The 16177-nt window shown below is 62.3% G+C and carries 19 protein-coding genes; 8 read left to right on the forward strand and 11 right to left on the reverse strand.

The genetic code is table 11. The features are described 5' to 3' along the window. Positions 1–67 precede the first annotated feature (67 nt). Genes HZF05_RS09465 through HZF05_RS09485 form a run of 5 tightly spaced genes read left to right on the forward strand, consistent with a single transcriptional unit; the run spans position 68 to position 4407 of the window. Positions 68–307, forward strand: coding sequence for a phosphopantetheine-binding protein (locus HZF05_RS09465; RefSeq protein ID WP_160365821.1), 240 nt, complete (start codon positions 68–70; stop codon positions 305–307). Next, positions 304–1533 carry a beta-ketoacyl-[acyl-carrier-protein] synthase family protein gene (locus tag HZF05_RS09470; protein ID WP_160365822.1) on the forward strand — a complete coding sequence of 410 codons (1230 nt, stop codon included), beginning with the start codon at positions 304–306 and terminating at the stop codon, positions 1531–1533. Before HZF05_RS09465 ends, HZF05_RS09470 begins: the two co-directional genes overlap by 4 nt. Continuing rightward, on the forward strand, positions 1530–2618 hold the full coding sequence (locus HZF05_RS09475) for a type III polyketide synthase (protein WP_160365823.1): 1089 nt from the start codon (positions 1530–1532) through the stop codon (positions 2616–2618). The genes HZF05_RS09470 and HZF05_RS09475 overlap by 4 nt, the downstream gene beginning before the upstream one ends. After that, entirely contained in the window at positions 2615–3322 is a 708-nt protein-coding gene (locus HZF05_RS09480; protein ID WP_160365824.1) for a methyltransferase domain-containing protein, read from the forward strand. Before HZF05_RS09475 ends, HZF05_RS09480 begins: the two co-directional genes overlap by 4 nt. Continuing rightward, the gene (locus tag HZF05_RS09485) at positions 3319–4407 is read left to right on the forward strand and encodes an NAD(P)/FAD-dependent oxidoreductase (protein ID WP_160365825.1); all 1089 of its coding nucleotides are present in this window, start codon (positions 3319–3321) and stop codon (positions 4405–4407) included. Before HZF05_RS09480 ends, HZF05_RS09485 begins: the two co-directional genes overlap by 4 nt. 14 nt (positions 4408–4421) lie before the next feature. Here the strand turns inward: HZF05_RS09485 and HZF05_RS09490 are convergent, their stop codons facing one another. After that, complete coding sequence (locus HZF05_RS09490; RefSeq protein ID WP_160365826.1) at positions 4422–4736, reverse strand: hypothetical protein; 315 nt, start codon at positions 4734–4736, stop codon at positions 4422–4424. Between the two features lie 173 nt (positions 4737–4909). Here HZF05_RS09490 and HZF05_RS09495 point away from each other — a divergent pair, with 173 nt between their 5' ends. Then, on the forward strand, positions 4910–6166 hold the full coding sequence (locus tag HZF05_RS09495; RefSeq protein ID WP_160365827.1) for a tyrosine-type recombinase/integrase: 1257 nt from the start codon (positions 4910–4912) through the stop codon (positions 6164–6166). Positions 6167–6182: 16 nt separating this feature from the next. Here HZF05_RS09495 and HZF05_RS09500 read toward each other — a convergent pair whose 3' ends face one another. After that, the gene (locus HZF05_RS09500; RefSeq protein ID WP_160365828.1) at positions 6183–8279 is read right to left on the reverse strand and encodes an AAA family ATPase; all 2097 of its coding nucleotides are present in this window, start codon (positions 8277–8279) and stop codon (positions 6183–6185) included. A 565-nt stretch (positions 8280–8844) separates the two neighbouring features. Here HZF05_RS09500 and HZF05_RS09505 point away from each other — a divergent pair. Continuing rightward, positions 8845–10230: a site-specific integrase gene (locus tag HZF05_RS09505; RefSeq protein ID WP_160365829.1), complete on the forward strand. Its 1386-nt coding sequence runs from the start codon at positions 8845–8847 to the stop codon at positions 10228–10230. An 8-nt stretch (positions 10231–10238) separates the two neighbouring features. Here HZF05_RS09505 and HZF05_RS09510 read toward each other — a convergent pair whose 3' ends face one another. The 4 genes from HZF05_RS09510 to HZF05_RS09525 all read right to left on the reverse strand — a co-directional run bounded on the left by HZF05_RS09510 (position 10239) and on the right by HZF05_RS09525 (position 12054). Continuing rightward, positions 10239–10424, reverse strand: coding sequence for a hypothetical protein (locus HZF05_RS09510; RefSeq protein WP_181638833.1), 186 nt, complete (start codon positions 10422–10424; stop codon positions 10239–10241). A gap of 49 nt (positions 10425–10473) precedes the next feature. Further along, on the reverse strand, positions 10474–11382 hold the full coding sequence (locus tag HZF05_RS09515; RefSeq protein WP_160365830.1) for an exonuclease domain-containing protein: 909 nt from the start codon (positions 11380–11382) through the stop codon (positions 10474–10476). Between the two features lie 111 nt (positions 11383–11493). Then, a complete protein-coding gene (locus HZF05_RS09520) occupies positions 11494–11865 on the reverse strand; it encodes a MarR family transcriptional regulator (RefSeq protein ID WP_160365831.1) in 372 nt (123 codons plus the stop codon). Between the two features lie 48 nt (positions 11866–11913). Continuing rightward, positions 11914–12054 carry a hypothetical protein gene (locus tag HZF05_RS09525; RefSeq protein ID WP_160365832.1) on the reverse strand — a complete coding sequence of 47 codons (141 nt, stop codon included), beginning with the start codon at positions 12052–12054 and terminating at the stop codon, positions 11914–11916. Positions 12055–12244: 190 nt separating this feature from the next. On the opposite strand from HZF05_RS09525, the gene HZF05_RS09530 reads away from it, so the two are divergent. Beyond that, the gene (locus tag HZF05_RS09530; RefSeq protein WP_160365833.1) at positions 12245–12502 is read left to right on the forward strand and encodes a hypothetical protein; all 258 of its coding nucleotides are present in this window, start codon (positions 12245–12247) and stop codon (positions 12500–12502) included. Between the two features lie 97 nt (positions 12503–12599). On the opposite strand, the gene HZF05_RS09535 is transcribed toward HZF05_RS09530, so the two are convergent. From HZF05_RS09535 to HZF05_RS09555, 5 genes are all read right to left on the reverse strand, one after another. After that, positions 12600–13724 carry an extracellular catalytic domain type 1 short-chain-length polyhydroxyalkanoate depolymerase gene (locus HZF05_RS09535; RefSeq protein WP_343046862.1) on the reverse strand — a complete coding sequence of 375 codons (1125 nt, stop codon included), beginning with the start codon at positions 13722–13724 and terminating at the stop codon, positions 12600–12602. 126 nt (positions 13725–13850) lie between these two features. Beyond that, positions 13851–14057 carry a hypothetical protein gene (locus tag HZF05_RS09540; RefSeq protein ID WP_160365835.1) on the reverse strand — a complete coding sequence of 69 codons (207 nt, stop codon included), beginning with the start codon at positions 14055–14057 and terminating at the stop codon, positions 13851–13853. Between the two features lie 88 nt (positions 14058–14145). Further along, entirely contained in the window at positions 14146–14553 is a 408-nt protein-coding gene (locus HZF05_RS09545) for a hypothetical protein (protein ID WP_181638834.1), read from the reverse strand. 138 nt (positions 14554–14691) lie between these two features. Beyond that, entirely contained in the window at positions 14692–15573 is an 882-nt protein-coding gene (locus HZF05_RS09550) for a transglutaminase family protein (protein WP_160365836.1), read from the reverse strand. 77 nt (positions 15574–15650) lie between these two features. Next, positions 15651–16097, reverse strand: coding sequence for a ferritin-like domain-containing protein (locus tag HZF05_RS09555; RefSeq protein WP_160365837.1), 447 nt, complete (start codon positions 16095–16097; stop codon positions 15651–15653). Positions 16098–16177 lie beyond the last annotated feature (80 nt).

Here is a 16177-nt window from a genome sequence, read left to right on the forward strand (position 1 = left end):
TGCGCCGGCAACGCTGCGTGCCGCGGGTGACATGCCGCAACATCGAAAATGAAAGGACAAGGCCGACATGCATCCGACACGAGAGGCGATCATCGCCATCATCGCCGAGGAGGCCCGGATCGATGAGGAGAAACTGAATCCGGAGGCGACGCTGGCGTCGCTCGGCATCGCCTCACTCGACGTGGTGAGCGTGCTGTTCGCGATTGAGGACAAGTTCGGCGTCGACATCCCGCAGGAGGAGATCGCCTCCACTGAGACGCTCGGCCAGTTCATCGACGTCATCCTCGCCCGGGTCTCGGCGGCTTGAGCCGGCGCGTCGCCGTGACCGGCATGGGCTGCGTCAGCGGTCTCGGCCGGAACGTGGCGGAGACCTGGCGCCGCATCGTGGCGGGCGATGGCGCCATCCGCGATTTCGCCCTGCCGCGCGGTGACGGGACCAGCGCAGTGACGACGCGCGGACCCGCCGCGCCGGTCGATCATATCGACACGACGCGAATCGATGCGCGCTTCGATCCCCGCACGCTCGGCAAGCTCGATCCTCTGGTGAATTTTGCCGTCGTGGCGGCAACGGAAGCGGTGGAGCAGGCCAGCCTGTTCGGGCATCCGGTGCTCGATAATCGCACCGCTGTCCTGCTCGGTTGCGGGAGCGGCGGCAATGCCACGTTCGAGGTCGGTTATCGCCGGCTGTTCGAGCACGGCCTCGATAAGGCGCATCCGCAGACGATCCCCACCGGCATGATCTCGGCGCCAGCCAGCCGGATCGCGATGCTGTTCGGCATCCACGGGCCGGCGATGGTGCTGGCCAGCGCCTGCGCCTCCTCCGCCCACGCCATCGGCGAGGCGATGCACATGATCCGCGCCGGCCGGGTCGACGCGGCGATCGCCGGCGGGTCAGAGGCGTGCCTGACGCTGGGATCGTGGATCGCGTGGAGCTCGCTGGGCGCGATGGCGGCCGATACCTGCCGCCCTTTCTCGATCGACCGGCAGGGGCTCGTGCTCGGCGAAGGCGCCGCAGTCTTCGTGCTGGAGGAATGGGAGTATGCCGTCGCGAGGGGTGCGACGATCCTCGGTGAACTGGCCGGTTATGGCGCGAGCAGCGACGCGGCGCACATCACCGCGCCCGATCGCGCCGGCATCGAGCGCGCGATCCGCGCCGCCCATGGCGATGCCGGGCTACCGTTCGACACGCCGGCCCTCATTTCCAGCCACGGTACCGGCACCCGCCTGAACGACGCCACCGAGGCGGAGGCGCTGCGCGCGGTCTATGGCGAGGCGCTGGCCGCCGACACCGTGATCGCCACCAAATCGGCGCACGGCCACCTGATCGGCGCGTCGGGTGCACTGGAATTTCTCCTCGGGTTGGTCGCGCTCCGCGAGAGGCAGGCGCCGCCGGTGCTCAATCATCTCGGCCCCGATCCGGCCTGCGACGTGCCGCTGGCGCTTGCGCCTCGCGCGATCGATCATGACTGGCTGGTTTCGAACAGCTTCGCGTTCGGCGGACTCAACGCCGTGCTGATCGGCCGCCGGGTATGACCGCCGTCGCGCATATCAACCGCATCGGCACGGCCCTCCCGCCGCATCAGGTGCATGACGCGTTCGTCGGGTACGTCGCCGGCACCATCGCCGACGAAAAGCACCGGAAGGTGTTCGAGCGGATGGTCGCGCGGGCCGGTATCGAGCGGCGATTTTCCTACCTGCGGCCGGATGGCCGCGTGTCCGACGGGGAGCCGTTCTACGCGGTCGACGGGTGGCCCGGCACCGCCGAGCGCATGTCCCGGTATGAGGCCTGGGCACCAGAGTTGGCGATGGAGGCGATCGGGGCCCTCGGGCTGGATATCGGGGAGCGCGTGGCAATCACGCATCTCGTCGTGGCCTCCTGCACCGGCTTCATGGCACCGGGGCTCGATCAGATCATCATGGCGCGCGCGGGGTTGAATCCCGGTGTCGAGCGCACGCTGGTGGGCTTCATGGGCTGCTACGCGGCGGTCAACGCGCTGCGCGTGGCGCATCATATCGTCCGCTCGACGCCGGAAGCGCGCGTGCTGGTCGTCAACCTCGAACTGTGCACGCTGCATTTCCAGCAGACCGACGATCTCGAGCGCCTGCTGTCCATGCTGCTGTTCGGCGACGGATGCACCGCCGCGCTCGTTACCGCCGAGCCGGAAGGCATCGCCCTGAACGATTTTCGCGCGGCGACGATCGCCGAGACGGCGGGATCGATCACTTGGCGGATCGGCGGGCAGGGCTTCGACATGCATCTCGGCGGCGAGGTGCCCGGCCATATCGGCCGCGCGCTGGCCGACGAACTGGCGCGGGGCGCGGCCGACGGGTTGCTGCGTGCCGCGAAGCCGGGGGATTACGACCTCTGGGCGGTGCACGCCGGCGGCCGTTCGATCCTCGATGCCGTGGAGCAGGGTTTCGGCCTCGCTCCGGACGCGCTGGACTGGTCGCGCGGCGTGCTGCGCGATTTCGGCAACATGTCGTCGGCGACCCTGATGTTCGTGCTGGCGCGGATGCTGGCCGGACGGGGCGATGCCGACCGTTCCGGCTTCGCCATTGCCTTCGGGCCGGGGCTGGCGGCCGAGAGCTTCCGCTTCACCCTGCTGGCCCGGCCATGAGCAGCCTCGCATCCCGCTCGACCGAGGCCGAATGGATGGACGGCGAGGACGTCAGTCCGGAGGTATTCGCCGCCGTCGTGGCCGATCTCGCCACCGTCAACACGGTGACGCTGGCGCGCCCGCCGACGTTGGAATTCGTCGCGCTGGCGCTGCGCACGGTGCCGCCGGCGGCGCCCGTCACCATCCTCGACGTCGGCTTCGGCGATGGCGACATGCTGCGCGCGATCGCCCGGCGCTTCCGTGGCCGGTCCGGATTGCGCCTGATCGGCTACGACATCAATCCGCGCAGCCAGCCTGCGGCCAGCGCCCGCACGCCGGAGGACATGCCGATCGAATACCGGACCGGTGACGCTTTCGCGATCGATCCCGGCGAGCCGGTCGATCTGATCATCAGCTCGCTCGTCACGCATCATATGCGCGATCCGGAGATAGTCCGCTTCCTCGGCTGGATGGAGATGCGTGCCGCGCGGGGCTGGTTCGTCAACGATCTCCATCGGCACTGGATCGCCTATCATGGCTTCCGGCTGCTCGGCGCGGTCGCGCGCTGGCATCCCTTCGTCCGTCACGATGGCGCGGTGTCGGTGGCGCGGAGCTTCCGGCGCGACGACTGGGAGGCGATCATCGTCCGCGCCGGGCTCGACCGCGCGACGATCGCGCTGCGCTGGCACATGCCGTTCCGCTGGTGTCTCGGCCGGCTGCGATGAGCGAGATCGCGATTGTTGGTGGCGGGCTGGCAGGCGGTGCGGCCGCGACATTGCTCGCCCGTGAGAGCCGGCGGGTGATCCTGCTGGAGCGCGATGCCGAGCCTGCCCACCGCATCTGCGGCGAGTTCATCTCGGGCGACGCGGCGGCGATGCTGGACCGGCTGGGCCTGGATCTTGAGCGGCTCGGCGCGACGCGGATGGATCGGATGCGGATCGTGTCGGAGACGCGGACGATCACCGCTCCGTTACCCTTCGCCGCCTTCGGCCTGACCCGCAAGCGGCTGGATTCCGCGCTGCTCGATCTCGCTGCGGCGGCGGGAGCGCGTATCGAGCGTGGGGTCGCAGCCCGCAAGATCGAAGGGCGGCGCGTCGAGAGCCGTCTTGGCACGATCGATCCGGGCGCCTTGCTGCTTGCCAGCGGCAAGCATGACGTGCGCGGCGCCCCACGTCCGACGGAGGGATGCGATCAGGACTTTGTCGGCTTCAAGACCTACTGGCGATTGGGTGCTGCGGCCACAGCGGGATTGCGTGGCCATATCGAGATCCTCCTCTTCCCCGATGGCTACGCAGGACTCCAGCTGGTCGAGGGGGGGCTGGCGAACCTCTGCCTGCTCGTCCGCAAATCCCGCTTTACCGAAATGGGGGGAGGCTGGTCGGCGTTGTTGAACGCCCTGCTCAAACTGCCGCGGTTTGCTCTTCGCCTCGCCGACGGAGAGCAAATCCTCGAAAAGCCGCTGGCGATCGCAGGCGTGCCCTATGGCTTTGTCCACCGCGCGAGCCCCGGTTCGAACGAACTCGCCTTTCGCCTCGGCGATCAGGCGGCGGTGATCCCGTCCTTCTGCGGCGATGGCATGGCGATCGCCCTGCACAGCGCACGGCGCGCTGCCGAGACTCTCATGGCCGGAGGCGGCCCGGACGATCATCACCATGCGCTGCACGCCGATCTGGCGGGTCAGGTGCGCTTGGCGATGCGAATTCAGCGGATCGGTGGACGTGAGCGGCTACAGAGCATGTTGCTCGGCGCGATCTCGCTCGCGCCGGCTCTGTTGCCCTGGCTTGCTCAAGCGACCCGCGTCCGGACGTAACGACGAGACGATATTCAGATTTTCACGGTGGCGGGCGATTTTGAGAACGCCCCTTGTTCAGCGCACGAGCGATCGAGCAGGCCATGCCGGAAAAGCTCTTCCTCTTCATCGGAGTGTTCGCCGTGATTGGCAATGTTTGCCAAGCAGTCCGCAGCGCAACGCCCAATCCGCTCGCCTTTTGTAACAGTCTGTTTCATCGGAAAAATGGTGGACGCACTTGGGCTCGAACCAAGGACCCGCTGATTAAGAGGGCTTTTCGGGGCACGGAAAACGGCGATTTTTAAGTAGACCACCTGACGAAAAATCAGGTGCTCCAAGTCCGAAAACATCGCAAAATCAGATATAAAGCGGTTGTTAAGAGCCGGAATGTAGTCCTGTGCCCCAGATGTGCACTGCAAGGGCACGAGGGCGGCGAGATGATTAGGGCCACGGACCGAACGGTCCCTATGTCATTGCAACTCCGAAACGAGTTTGGCCGGTGAGCAGGTCCGCGCTAGATGTCATGACGCTCAACGACCTCCGTGTCGAAGGGCTGCAGTCGGGTGTCCGACGACGCACGATAGCCGATCGCGAATGCGACCACCTGTTCTTAATCGTGCATCCATCGGATCGGAAAACGTGGCTGTGGCGTGGTCGTATCGATGGACGGCCAGAGAAGATGACGCTCGGCATTTTTCCATACTGCGACACGAAGACTGCCCGTGCCAAAGCACGCAACATAACAGCGGAACGGGCGGCGGGGCGGAACGAGGTTGCGGAACAGCGAAGAGCGAAACAGCGGGAGCGCCAATCGCGCACCATGACATGCGATCGTGCATTCGAACTCTACATCGAAAACTATTGCCGCGCTTGGAACAAGACATGGCCGGAGAAGAAACGCATCTACGATCGGGAGGTTTCACCACGCATCGGGTCGATGCCTATATCGGAGGTCGAGTTCGAGCATCTGATTCCGATTCTGAGTCAGAAGGCAGTGACCGCGCCGATTCAATCCAATCGCATTCGGTGTCATCTTATCCACTGGTTTCAATGGTGCACGAGACATGGTCGACATTTAATCCATCTCGAAGCGAACGTCGCTCGTGATCTTCCGCGATTTGGTCGTGCGCGTTCGCGAAAGCGAGTCCTGAATGATTATGAGTTGTCGTTACTGATGAAAGTTTTGAACGATTCTACGTCATTATACGCGGAGCCGGTAAAGTTCATTCTCCATACTGGATGCCGAAGAGCGGAAGCCTTCGAAATGAGATGGGATGAGTTGAGAGAATTGGAGCCAGAAGGGAATTGGATACTCCCCGCCGAGAGGTCAAAAAATCAGCGCGAACTCGTCCTTCCTCTCCCAGCAATCATGGTGGAGATGTTGAAGGACCGGCGCGTGGCCCGAGGGGACAGTCAATTAGTTTGGCCGACTATGGGCAGGAGCGGGAAGGGGATGAGCGGTTTTTCAAAGGCCGTTAGGAGCTTTCAATCAGCCATGCGCGAATTGGCAGCGGAAGATGGCAGCGAGATCGATCATTGGGTGCTTCATGATCTAAGGCGCACATTTATCACAAGGATGCACGGCATCCGCGATCAGTATAAGCGGCGTTTTCCCCGCGATACTATTTTCTCGGTGACTAATCACAAACTGTCTGGGATGCCGGGTATATACAATCGGTACGATTATTATGAGGATAAGAGGGAGGCGCTTGAAGCGTGGGCAAAATTCCTAGAAAATCTCAAAGTTAGAGAATGCAGGCAGCTTTCTTTGTTCACTTAATTCGGATTTTTGAAAGTTAATCGTTAACGATCTTCGAGATTACGGCTACCATCCCCTCAGGCTTAACGCCTAGCTCAGCCATGCGGCTGACGATTAGGTTCCGTAGAACCTCGTATCCAATGGATAGCGAAGAAGCCTTGGCGAACTCCCGCAAAATCTCCCTGCCCGGTAGATTTTTTATCCATGTGCCATCAGAAAATGACTGCTCGATCTCTACACGGATTGCTTGCTCCTCCGCGAGCAGCGCAGATTCAGATAGCCCGGATGCGATTTCGTTCTGCATTCTTGTCATTGAGCGGCCAATTGCTCCGGAGAGGTCGTGTGCGACGGTTAGAGTATCCGGCGAAAATCCAAGATCAATGGATCGCACGAGGCGTGCGTTGGCTAACGACCGAATACGATGAACTAGCAGGGCCGGTACAGTCAGCCGAGCGGCACTCTCTAGGTCTTTTCGGATAGAATCGGCATCCTTTGTCGTGCGCGGATCAATCGCGTTAACGACGTGGGCTATTACTTCCGGATCAAGAAGATAGTTCTCTATATGATACACGTCCCACGAGAATCTGTTTACCGCATCGGTGGCTGCCATCGGGCCGTCTGTATCTCGATCAACAATGGCATAGAACTTAGTGGGAACATCACCTTTCTGGTATGCGCGCTCCAAAACTTCATGAAGTAATTTCACTCGGGCTTTATTTGTCCCCGATATTAGATTGATACCTCTCAGTTCCTCGGAGAAGAGTGTACCAGCAAGCGTCTTGTCGAAATCCGAATCTCCTCCTCCTTCGAAGATTAGCCCTTTCCCACCGGGGCGGTATGCAGCAAGGTCGCCGACCAAGTCCGCGAGGACCGAGTCTAGATCGCCCGAAACTACGAGCGGTCGAAGTTGCGAGTCTTGGGCGCCGTCTGCGCCGCAAGGAAGCATATGGAAGACGTTAAATCCAGGTTTTCCAACCGCTTCGCGAATGAGCGCGTCAGAGTGTGTTACCAGCCAAAGTTGATTTTGAAGCGCTTCCCCAAGGTGCTTCCTGTAAAATTCCGGAAGCCCTCGAATTAGCCGAGGATTCAAATGGAGTTCAGGTTCATCGAGTAGAATAATCGAGTCACGCGGTGCTGAACTCCGGATTCGGAGATAGCCATATAGGATTTCCTTTTCGCCTGAACTTAGTTCATCAAGATCATGCTCTGTTCCAGACTGCGTTAGGACGGGGAATGCTAAGCTGCCTTCGATTGTAGGGCGTGGCCCGAGAAACTTTTTGTCTGGAAAAAACGCTTCGAAAAGCTCTTTGAGTGTTGCCGTCAATGATTGTGGAGAGCCTTCGTCAACAGGGCCAGCTTTTTCTGCCAATAGCTCCTTGACGTAATTCCCGGCCATTTCGCTCTTCACGTTATTATATTTATTATTGTAATTATAGATACTGCTTTGGCTATAAGTCTGATTGGCTGTTTCCAGATTAAGATTTATGCCTTGGACGTTTTCCCGACCATAATGCCGTTGGGCACCGTGAAAATCCATGACGCCTATCTGTCTTGGGCGATAGTTGCTGAACACGACGGCGAGGAGCCGAGATTCGGCTATCGTAACCCGGCCATCCGGCTGAATCTCGATCGCCCCAATCAGTGATGGAGCGGCCAGTTCTTCGAGGAGGCCCGGCAACTCGTTGACCACGCGCTGAGTGACCTCGGGCTGGCGCTCGCGAAATTGCGCTGCGAATAGCGCTTTGTGAAAGCCGCCGTATTGAAAAGCCTCCGGCAGCACACTTTGCCATATGGTAGCCTCAAGCAATTCGGCGGCGTGGCCGTTGATGTACGCCTTCTCATTATCGCGAAGACGGAAATGACATTCGATGTGGCAGGGTTTGGTTTCGTCGTTGAACAAACCTTTTAGGTTGGTTGCCCCGCCCGTTAGCTGGATCTGAAACTCACCGAAAAAGTGTTGCCACTCATTCTGCTGATAGCCACCGTAGGTCGATTTGAGGAGCCGGATCGCATCGAAGATGCAGGATTTTCCAGAGCCGTTTTGGCCGGCGATAATGATCGTGTCACCGAGGTTCTCAGCCTCGACGCTGACGATACCGCGAAAATTGTGGATGACGATTTTTTCGATCTTCATTGGCTCGATCCATCGCGTTGGCGTCTGTGAAGCGTATCACCAATGAGCATCAGGATTGAAAGCGCTGATTGTCGTCCGTCGTTCACCATCTGATCGCTAAAATCGACCAAAAGCCGACTGCGGATTTTTCAGGGCGAGCCTTGTGCTTCAGGGCGAGCCTTGTGCTGATGTCGAGTCGCGTATCGCGCCCGACAAGGGCGTGTGTTTAGTTTTGTGTGTTTGTCGCCCCCTAACGATGACCGCCGTGTGTTCAAACGTGTGTTCGGCCCTCTTTTGGGGCGCTCAAATCGACAAAAACCGCGAATTGAGCAAGCGGTTCTTCCGCTAACCCTTTGATTTCCTAGGAAAGTTTTGGTGGACGCACTTGGGCTCGAACCAAGGACCCGCTGATTAAGAGTCAGCGCCAGAGGGGTTTCAGGGGGTCTCAAGCCGTCCAGCCCGAATCGGAACGAAAGCTTAATATACTGAAAATACGAGATTTATTGTCCAAGGGTGTCTCGGGCGATCTCGCCCTAGCACCTCGAAAATGTTGCCCAGATGTTGCCCAGCAGCTATGCTTAGGCCCATGACGAGCAAGGCCACCGAACTAACCAAACTCGCACTCGACAATCTCGCGCCCGCATCGCCAGGGCAACGCTATGAAGTTGCAGACAGTCTCGTGAAGGGTCTTCGGGTCCGTGTTACCGACGTCAGCGTCAGCGAGGGGCGCTTTCGAGGTAAGGCCGCCCATATCACGTTCGTCATGGTCGGACGCTTTCCGCCCAGCCCTCATCCGGTGCGACGCACGATCGGGCGCTATGAGCGCGATGGCGGTGGCATGGCGCTCTCCGATGCTCGCGAGGCCGCTAGAGCCTTGAAGCGGAAGTTTGCCGAAGGGATCGATCCTCTCGTCGAACTACGGCAGCAGCAGGAAGCGGAGGAGGCTGAGCGCGCGGAAGCCGAGCGTGTTCGGTTGGCGGAGGAGGAAGCGGCGCGCAACCGTAAGACCCTCAAGGATTTGCTCGACACATATGAGGAGGAGGTTCTCGCTCATCACAAGCGTGGGGCTGCAACGCGGCGGGCGCTCGATGGTGTCGAAGGGCTCCTCAAGGACCTCAGCACGCGCGATCCTGCCTCGATCACGCGAGCCGAGGTGGTCCAGATTCTGAAAAAGCGCGCAAAGATCGCTCCGACCTCGGCTAACCGCCAGCTTGCTTACGCGAGTGCATTCTTCAACTGGTGCGTCGATGAGGAGTGGCTGGCGTCGAGCCCGGTGGCGAAGGTCAAGAAGCCTTCCAAGGAGAATACGCGCGATCGCTATCACTCCATCGCGGAACTCCAGGAGATATGGGCCGCTACAGGGAAGCTCGATTATCCGTTCCAGCAACTCTATCGCCTTTGCATGGCCCTCCCGATGAGACGGGAGGAAAACGCAGCCATTCCGCTCGATGAGCTGGACCTGGCCTCGGACAGGACACCGGGGGAAGGGATCTGGACCCTCCCGGCTGATCGTACAAAGAAAACGAATGCCTTGCGGGTGCCTCTGTCCGCGCTTGCGCGCTCCATCATCAAGGAAGCGATTGAGCATCCTGACCGGCCGAAAGACTCGAAATTCGTTTTCAGCACGACCGGCGAGACCTCAGTTTCTGGGTTTTCAAAGGCCAAGCGTCGACTTGATGCGGAGATCCTTGCTGCCCGGACCAAGTGCGCCGCCGAGCGCGGCGTAGATCCCGTAGAGATGCCGCACTGGACGCTTCATGATCTGCGAACCAGTTTTAACACACTCGCATGCGATGTTTTGGGTGTGGATGCCCATGTCGCCGACCGGATTCTCAACCATGTGGCAACCGCGACGACATCGAAGGTGATGCGAATCTATAATCGATCCGAGCTCTTCGAACCGCGAAAACGAGCGCTGGCGGCCTGGGGAGCGTTGCTCGAAAAGCAGGTGATCCCGCCGACCTCCGGATAGCAGCTGGTTCACGAGTCGATCCCGATAAGACATCGGTCCCAGGTGTCGAGCACTCGCAGCAGCGGTGTGCGAGGAAACAGCTGGATGCAATCGACGCCCGATCCCTTCGCCTCGTGAGTGCCGCCCGGACGTGCCTTGATCGAGCACAGATCGGCGGTGCCGTCGGCAAGTATGACGCTCTTCGTGGCCTGCATTACGCTCGGAAAGTGATCAGGCTAAGCCTTTCGATGACGTTGCTGCTGCTCAACAGTCGGCGGTGGGCGAGGAGTTCGCGTCAGGGGCGCCGATGCGATGGCGCAAAGTTTGCTCATCCACGATCTCGATCGGTGAGCCGCTCCGCCGTCGCTCCTCGGCCCGCCGGTAAACCGGGCTTGCATGCGCAAAGCGGCCGAAGGGTTGATCCCTTGCAACGACGAGCATCGTCGTCGTCGTTCCAACCGAGGCGACCACTCGCGCGCCGGCCTGCGCCAGCGTGTGGGCCAGAGCCCCGTCTCGCGCGGCGCCGAGCATCGCGATCTTGTGGCCTTTCAGCGGCCCTTCCGCCGCGGGTGTGGGGGCGGGGCCCGAGCGGCTCGCAGCCGGCGCAAGCCAGCCGGCGAGGTCGATCCCGGTCTCCTCCATCGCGCGGACGACGACGATGCCCGCCGCCCGCGCGTCGCTCAGCGCATCGTGATGCTTGTGGCTGATCCCGAGATAATGGGAGAGGACATTCAGCCGGTGGCTGGACAGTTGCGGCCATGCGCGCTTGGCGACGCGCACACTGTCGAGCCAGGTGGTCTCGATGGCCGAGCGCGCATGGACCCGGCAGGCGGCGCTAAGCGCGCCCTTGTCGAAGAAGGAGTGGGCGACAGTGATACGACCCGCCATATGCGCGTCGAGAACGGCGTGGATGTCTGCGAAGGTCGGCTGGCCCCCGACATGCTCGCGCCTGATCCCGTGGATACGGGTGTTGAAGGGCGAGAAGTCGTCGCACGGATCGACCAGCGTTTCGTAGGCGAAGATCTCCTGGCCTGCGCGAAAGCCGACGACGCCGATCTGGCAGATGCTGCTCACCCGCGAGCAGGCCGTCTCGACATCGACGACCACGAAATCGGGGACAACGGGCGCCGGCGCGCACGGGGCGGCTCCGGGACCTTCCTGTAACGGGATCATGACACTCATCGCGACGGAACATATCAGGTCCGCAATCCTGCGAAAGCCTGCTGCCCGAATGAAGGATCAGGAATGCTGCCGCCGATCAGCACTGAACCGCGCGGGTATCAATCACGATCGGCTTTTGCCGTCTGACCCGATCGCCAAGCGGGCGCTGCCACCATTGGGCAAAGGACTCGTCATGCTATCCAGATCGCGAAGAAAGGCCGTTCCGGCCTCGGTTGGCCTGATGTAGAGACTGCGACGATCAGCGGTATCGATCTCGCGGCGTGCAAGGCCCAGCTTGCAGAGCGTCGTAAGCGCACGGGTCACGACGGGCTTGGTCACCGCCAGGACCTTGGCCATGCCGCGAACGGTGTGCGGTCCGTCGGTCCGATAGATCAGCAGCACCATCGCCATCTGGCGATTGGTCAGGTCGGGCAGTCCCGACCGGACGTAACGGACGAGCTTGTCCGTCCACTGGTCGAGCCGGTCGCCGTTCATGGCTCAGTCCTTTTCACCACGATCCTCGGGTCGCGACCAATCCGCGCGTCAGGCGAAGTTGCCGTCGAACGGCTCGCCTTTCTCCTCGATCTCCTCTCCGGGATCGCTGTCGGTATCGGGCTCCTCGACACCGGCGGGTCCTTTCTCGCGATTAGAGTCGGTATCGCGATCCTTGGGGTCTTCATGCACGTCCATCTCCCTCGACGTCTGAACGCATCGAGACGGAAAATGGCTTGTGCGGACCCGCGCTTTCATGAGCGCGCAATGGCGGAAATGGACCGGCACTGGTTCCCAACTTGCCGGGCCGATAAGCCGCCATCCGGGACAAACGGTTCGGGATCGGCCAAAGCTATCGCGAAGGATCATGCGGGAGCGTCTGGTGAGTGACGATTATGCCCAGGGCCGGCGAGACGGCCTGCGTCTCGCTTTGGCGGCACTTGCCGCCGAGGAAGACAAATGGGCGGGCTTGCTCGGCGGCAGCCGGTCCTGGCGGACGAACCTCACGCGCCAGGTGCGCCATAAGACGCTGCAGGTCGCGCAGAGCCGGGTCCAGACGATCCTCTCTAGGCTCACGCCCAAGTCCGGCGATTCGATGGACGCCGAACTTGCCGCCGCGATCGAGAAAGCCGGGCTCTGAGACGCCGTCGCGAATAAGCGTGCAACGCGTAACCGTCGGCCGCGCGGTCGGCGCGTCGGCGATCCACATCGAGTTGTCCCCGTCGCGCGGGAGAGGACTATTTCATCAAGCCCGCCGCCCTTAGGGCGTCCTCGATGACCTTGCCGACGCCTGCCGGTGCGCGCGCACCATCCGGGGCGACCCGTTGCCCATGAAGCCGGCGGGGCTCGACGCGGGCAGGGACGTGCTCGCCCCTGGCGGGCGCGGCGGCCGGCGCGCCGCGTTCGGCAGCGGCCTCGGCCAAACCCCAGAATGCCGCGATATGCAGAGTCGAGGAAATGCCCACATCGAGCATGAACGGTGCGCTCGATCCGTAAGCGTCGGTCCCCGACGTCTTGAGCGGCGTGCCATGGGCCATGCCGGGCACTATATATTCCTCGACGAGGACACGGCCGTCTGGACCCTGCCACATGCGCCGGGGGACCTGGCCGACCAGATCGACCGCGGTGGGCTTGTCGGTCAGGCCGTGCACGCTTCGCCATTGAGCGACGATTGCGGTCGCATTGTCGGCGCTGACCGTCCTGTCGGCGCTGCCGTGCCAGACCGCGATCCGCGGCCAAGGCCCGCGATGGTCCGACGCTGCTAGCAGCAATTCCTGGAGCCTCGCCGGTGTCGGTAGGCCATGGCCGCGCATCCGGTCGAACGCCTGGACCATGCCGTTTGCCGCGCCATGAGGCAGGCCGGCGATGATCGCGCCCCCGGCGAAGATCTCGGGATAGGCCGCCAGCATCGTTGCCGCCATGGCGCCGCCCGCCGACAGGCCGGTGATGAAGATGCGCGTCGGATCGAGCGACAGCCGTTCGACTGCGCTTGTGATCATCTGCCGGATCGACAGGGCTTCTCCACGGTTTCGCGCGGCATCGGCGGGCTCGAACCAGTTGAAGCAGCCATTGGCATTGTTGGCGCGGCTCTGCTCGGGATAGAGCAGGGCGAAGCCCTGCTGGTCGGCCAGGTCCGACCAGCCCGAGGCCTGGTCGTAACCTGCCGCCGTTTGCGTGCAGCCATGCAGGACGACGACGAGCGACGCGCCCGGCTGAAGCTGAGCGGGGACATGGACATGCGCCCTGAGGGCGCCGGGATTTGTGCCGAAGTCGGTGAAGTCCTCCAGCCTCGAGGGTCCGTTGGCAGGCCCCCACGGGCTGGATGACGCAGCCGCAGCCAGGCGGGCGATCGTATCGGACATGCGGCGCATCTTCGTCTCCGGCAACAGCGGCCCCACGCCACCGGAGCAGCCTAGACCCTTCCGGATCATGTTGCACTGCACAATTTTCGGATTTTCGATCCTTGCCCGATTATCGGGACCAACCGATCAAAGAGCATCCTCTCCGTCGAGCTCGCACCATGCAAGCGGCGTGGCACTGAGCAAGGTTCCGGCGCTTTGGACGAGGGCGCTGCCGGAATACCAGACGCCGTCGGCTGCGAGGAATGCAATCACCGGCTCGTCACTCTCCGCGATCCGCACCCGCAACGGCCGGCCAACCGGCGGTGTCGCATCGGCAAGCGTCTGCCATCCCATCACGCATTCCCCCATCTCGATGCCCGGGCGGTCTCGCGGCCTTCGCCTTGATAGAATGCGCGTCGCGGCGCGCGAGGGATTTTGTGGATCAACGGTTGAGGAGCAGCATGACCGCGAAGATCAGGATGATCGCGACGAGCGAAAGGCCGAGCACGTAGCGCATCGTGCCGAGCTTCTTGCCACCGCTCGCTTCCGTTTCGGTCAGGTGCGGCTCGTCCTCTTCCACGCGCGCATCGCTGACCCGCTGGCGAGCGATCCTGGCCTCGGATTTCTCGTCATAGCCTGACGATATTGCTGGCTCGCTTTGGTTCGGGGCGGTGTGCGACGGTGGATCGGACGCCGGAAAACTCTCGTCATTGGCGATGTCGGTGATCGCCTCGGCATTTGTCGGATCCTTGTCGAGCGCGGCGTGGTCGTCCGCATCCTGGGCGTCGCGGACGTGCGGCATGGCGTGGGGTCCATCATCTGCGGGGCCGCGGCCTGGATTGTCGGTCATCACGATCTCTCCTGTTTTCGGATATCCTTGCGTCAACGTCCCAACACATCGCGCGGGCCCGCTTGCCCCGCTGGCAAGGGGTTTCGGACCTGGGGGCGAGATCGCGTCCGAGCGGTGGCCTGGGCCGGCGCAGGGCGATTACTGTGTGGCGAGGAGCCGTCCTTCCTCAGGCTGGACCCGCACGATCACGTCCATCGATGCGAAATCCGCGGCGGCGCCCAGATAGCCGCCGGACACCGGCATGATCTGGCGGTTGGTCCGTGCGAATGCGACGGGGATCAGGTGCGCGCTGCCGACACGATTATGCGTCGGGTCGAAGGCGATCCAGCCGGCACCCGGCAGATAGATTTCCGCCCAGGCGTGAGTCGCGCCGCCATCGTCCTGCGATTGGCCGTCCTCGATCAAATAGCCCGAGACCGCGCGCGCGCCGAAATTCAGGTGGCGTGCTGCCTCGATGAAGAGGGCGGCGATGTCGCGACACGAGCCGCTCTTCTGCGTCAACGTCTCGGCGGGAGACTGCGTGCCTTCCTCGTCGCGGACCCGGTAGGTGATGGCTTGGAGCAGGCCCGCGTTGAGATCCTTGAGCAGCGTTAGGGTGTCGGTGCCCGCCACCATGACGAAGCTCCTGGCCCAGGTTCCGACCTGATCGCCGCCCGGCGTCAGCCAGTCGGGCTGCGCGAGTGCTGCAAGGTCGATGATCTCGTCGAGCGAATAGGCGAAGGGATAAAAGTGGGCCGAAGGCTCGATCGCAAATATCGGCCATTCCGGAGCGCGGTGCTCGATGGTGGCCTCGGCGATGATCGAAAGTTCGGACGTCGGCTCCGCGAAAGTCGCGGTCGCGATCAGATTGCCGACGACGTCGAGGCTCCAGGCGACGTCTGCGTGGGGCTCGCACCGCAGTGACCTGCTGATCGTGGTGAGGTCGCCACCGTCGCGCGGCGTGATGATCAGGACGTGCGGCTGGAGCGTGACCGGCCGCGCATATCGGTAGCGGGTTTCGTGATGGATCGTCAGGTGCATGGTGCCGCCTCTGCTGGAAGGGTGGCGACGGCGATCGGCCAAGGCGGCACCTTTTTGGTGCCGTCCTGGCCGGATGCTCATGCCATGCTGTGCTTGATGGCGCTCATCTGGTCGTGGCCGGCGCGCACCGAAGTGAATGCCTCGCGGATCACGGCGGTGGTTTGAGGCTCGAGGTCGCCATCCTCCAGAGCGGATTCGAACTTCGCCTTGATATGGTCTTCGCCGCGCTCGACCTCGGCGATGATCGCCTTGTCGCTCTTGGCGGTGAAGGCCTGCTTCAGGTCGAGGAACGTCCGGTGGGCGGCGGCCAGGAAGCTGCTGCCGGTCTCGGGCGTACCGCCCAGGCGGGTTACTTCGGCCTGCAGTGCGCGGGCAGCTTCGCCACGGTCGCGGGCGAAGTCGGCGAACATCGAGGCAAAGCGGGTGCTTTCGGCATCTTTGGCCGCATCCTCATAGCCCTTCATGCTGTCGAGGGTCGTCGTCGTCAGTCCGTTCAGGACGGAGATGTCGTGGTCGCGGCTCATGATGATATCCTTGTTGCGAGCTGCCTGAACGAAGCGCGCGCCGTCATGGGCCCATGTCCATCAGGCCGGGTGAAGTCTCA

This window comes from Sphingomonas chungangi (assembly GCF_013778325.1).
Taxonomy (GTDB): domain Bacteria; phylum Pseudomonadota; class Alphaproteobacteria; order Sphingomonadales; family Sphingomonadaceae; genus Solisphingomonas; species Solisphingomonas chungangi.

What these genes read in the sequence shown, in the direction of transcription:
- HZF05_RS09515 (WP_160365830.1), bottom strand. Translation starts at nt 11,382, where the DNA reads ATGATCCCGTTACAGGAAGGTCCCGGAGCCGCCCCGTGCGCGCCGGCG.
- HZF05_RS09465 (WP_160365821.1), top strand. Translation starts at nt 68, where the DNA reads ATGCATCCGACACGAGAGGCGATCATCGCCATCATCGCCGAGGAGGCC.
- HZF05_RS09490 (WP_160365826.1), bottom strand. Translation starts at nt 4,736, where the DNA reads ATGTTTTCGGACTTGGAGCACCTGATTTTTCGTCAGGTGGTCTACTTA.
- HZF05_RS09510 (WP_181638833.1), bottom strand. Translation starts at nt 10,424, where the DNA reads ATGCAGGCCACGAAGAGCGTCATACTTGCCGACGGCACCGCCGATCTG.
- HZF05_RS09480 (WP_160365824.1), top strand. Translation starts at nt 2,615, where the DNA reads ATGAGCAGCCTCGCATCCCGCTCGACCGAGGCCGAATGGATGGACGGC.
- HZF05_RS09545 (WP_181638834.1), bottom strand. Translation starts at nt 14,553, where the DNA reads ATGACCGACAATCCAGGCCGCGGCCCCGCAGATGATGGACCCCACGCC.
- HZF05_RS09485 (WP_160365825.1), top strand. Translation starts at nt 3,319, where the DNA reads ATGAGCGAGATCGCGATTGTTGGTGGCGGGCTGGCAGGCGGTGCGGCC.
- HZF05_RS09475 (WP_160365823.1), top strand. Translation starts at nt 1,530, where the DNA reads ATGACCGCCGTCGCGCATATCAACCGCATCGGCACGGCCCTCCCGCCG.
- HZF05_RS09550 (WP_160365836.1), bottom strand. Translation starts at nt 15,573, where the DNA reads ATGCACCTGACGATCCATCACGAAACCCGCTACCGATATGCGCGGCCG.
- HZF05_RS09500 (WP_160365828.1), bottom strand. Translation starts at nt 8,279, where the DNA reads ATGAAGATCGAAAAAATCGTCATCCACAATTTTCGCGGTATCGTCAGC.
- HZF05_RS09535 (WP_343046862.1), bottom strand. Translation starts at nt 13,724, where the DNA reads ATGTCCGATACGATCGCCCGCCTGGCTGCGGCTGCGTCATCCAGCCCG.
- HZF05_RS09555 (WP_160365837.1), bottom strand. Translation starts at nt 16,097, where the DNA reads ATGAGCCGCGACCACGACATCTCCGTCCTGAACGGACTGACGACGACG.
- HZF05_RS09505 (WP_160365829.1), top strand. Translation starts at nt 8,845, where the DNA reads ATGACGAGCAAGGCCACCGAACTAACCAAACTCGCACTCGACAATCTC.
- HZF05_RS09520 (WP_160365831.1), bottom strand. Translation starts at nt 11,865, where the DNA reads ATGAACGGCGACCGGCTCGACCAGTGGACGGACAAGCTCGTCCGTTAC.
- HZF05_RS09540 (WP_160365835.1), bottom strand. Translation starts at nt 14,057, where the DNA reads ATGGGATGGCAGACGCTTGCCGATGCGACACCGCCGGTTGGCCGGCCG.
- HZF05_RS09495 (WP_160365827.1), top strand. Translation starts at nt 4,910, where the DNA reads ATGACGCTCAACGACCTCCGTGTCGAAGGGCTGCAGTCGGGTGTCCGA.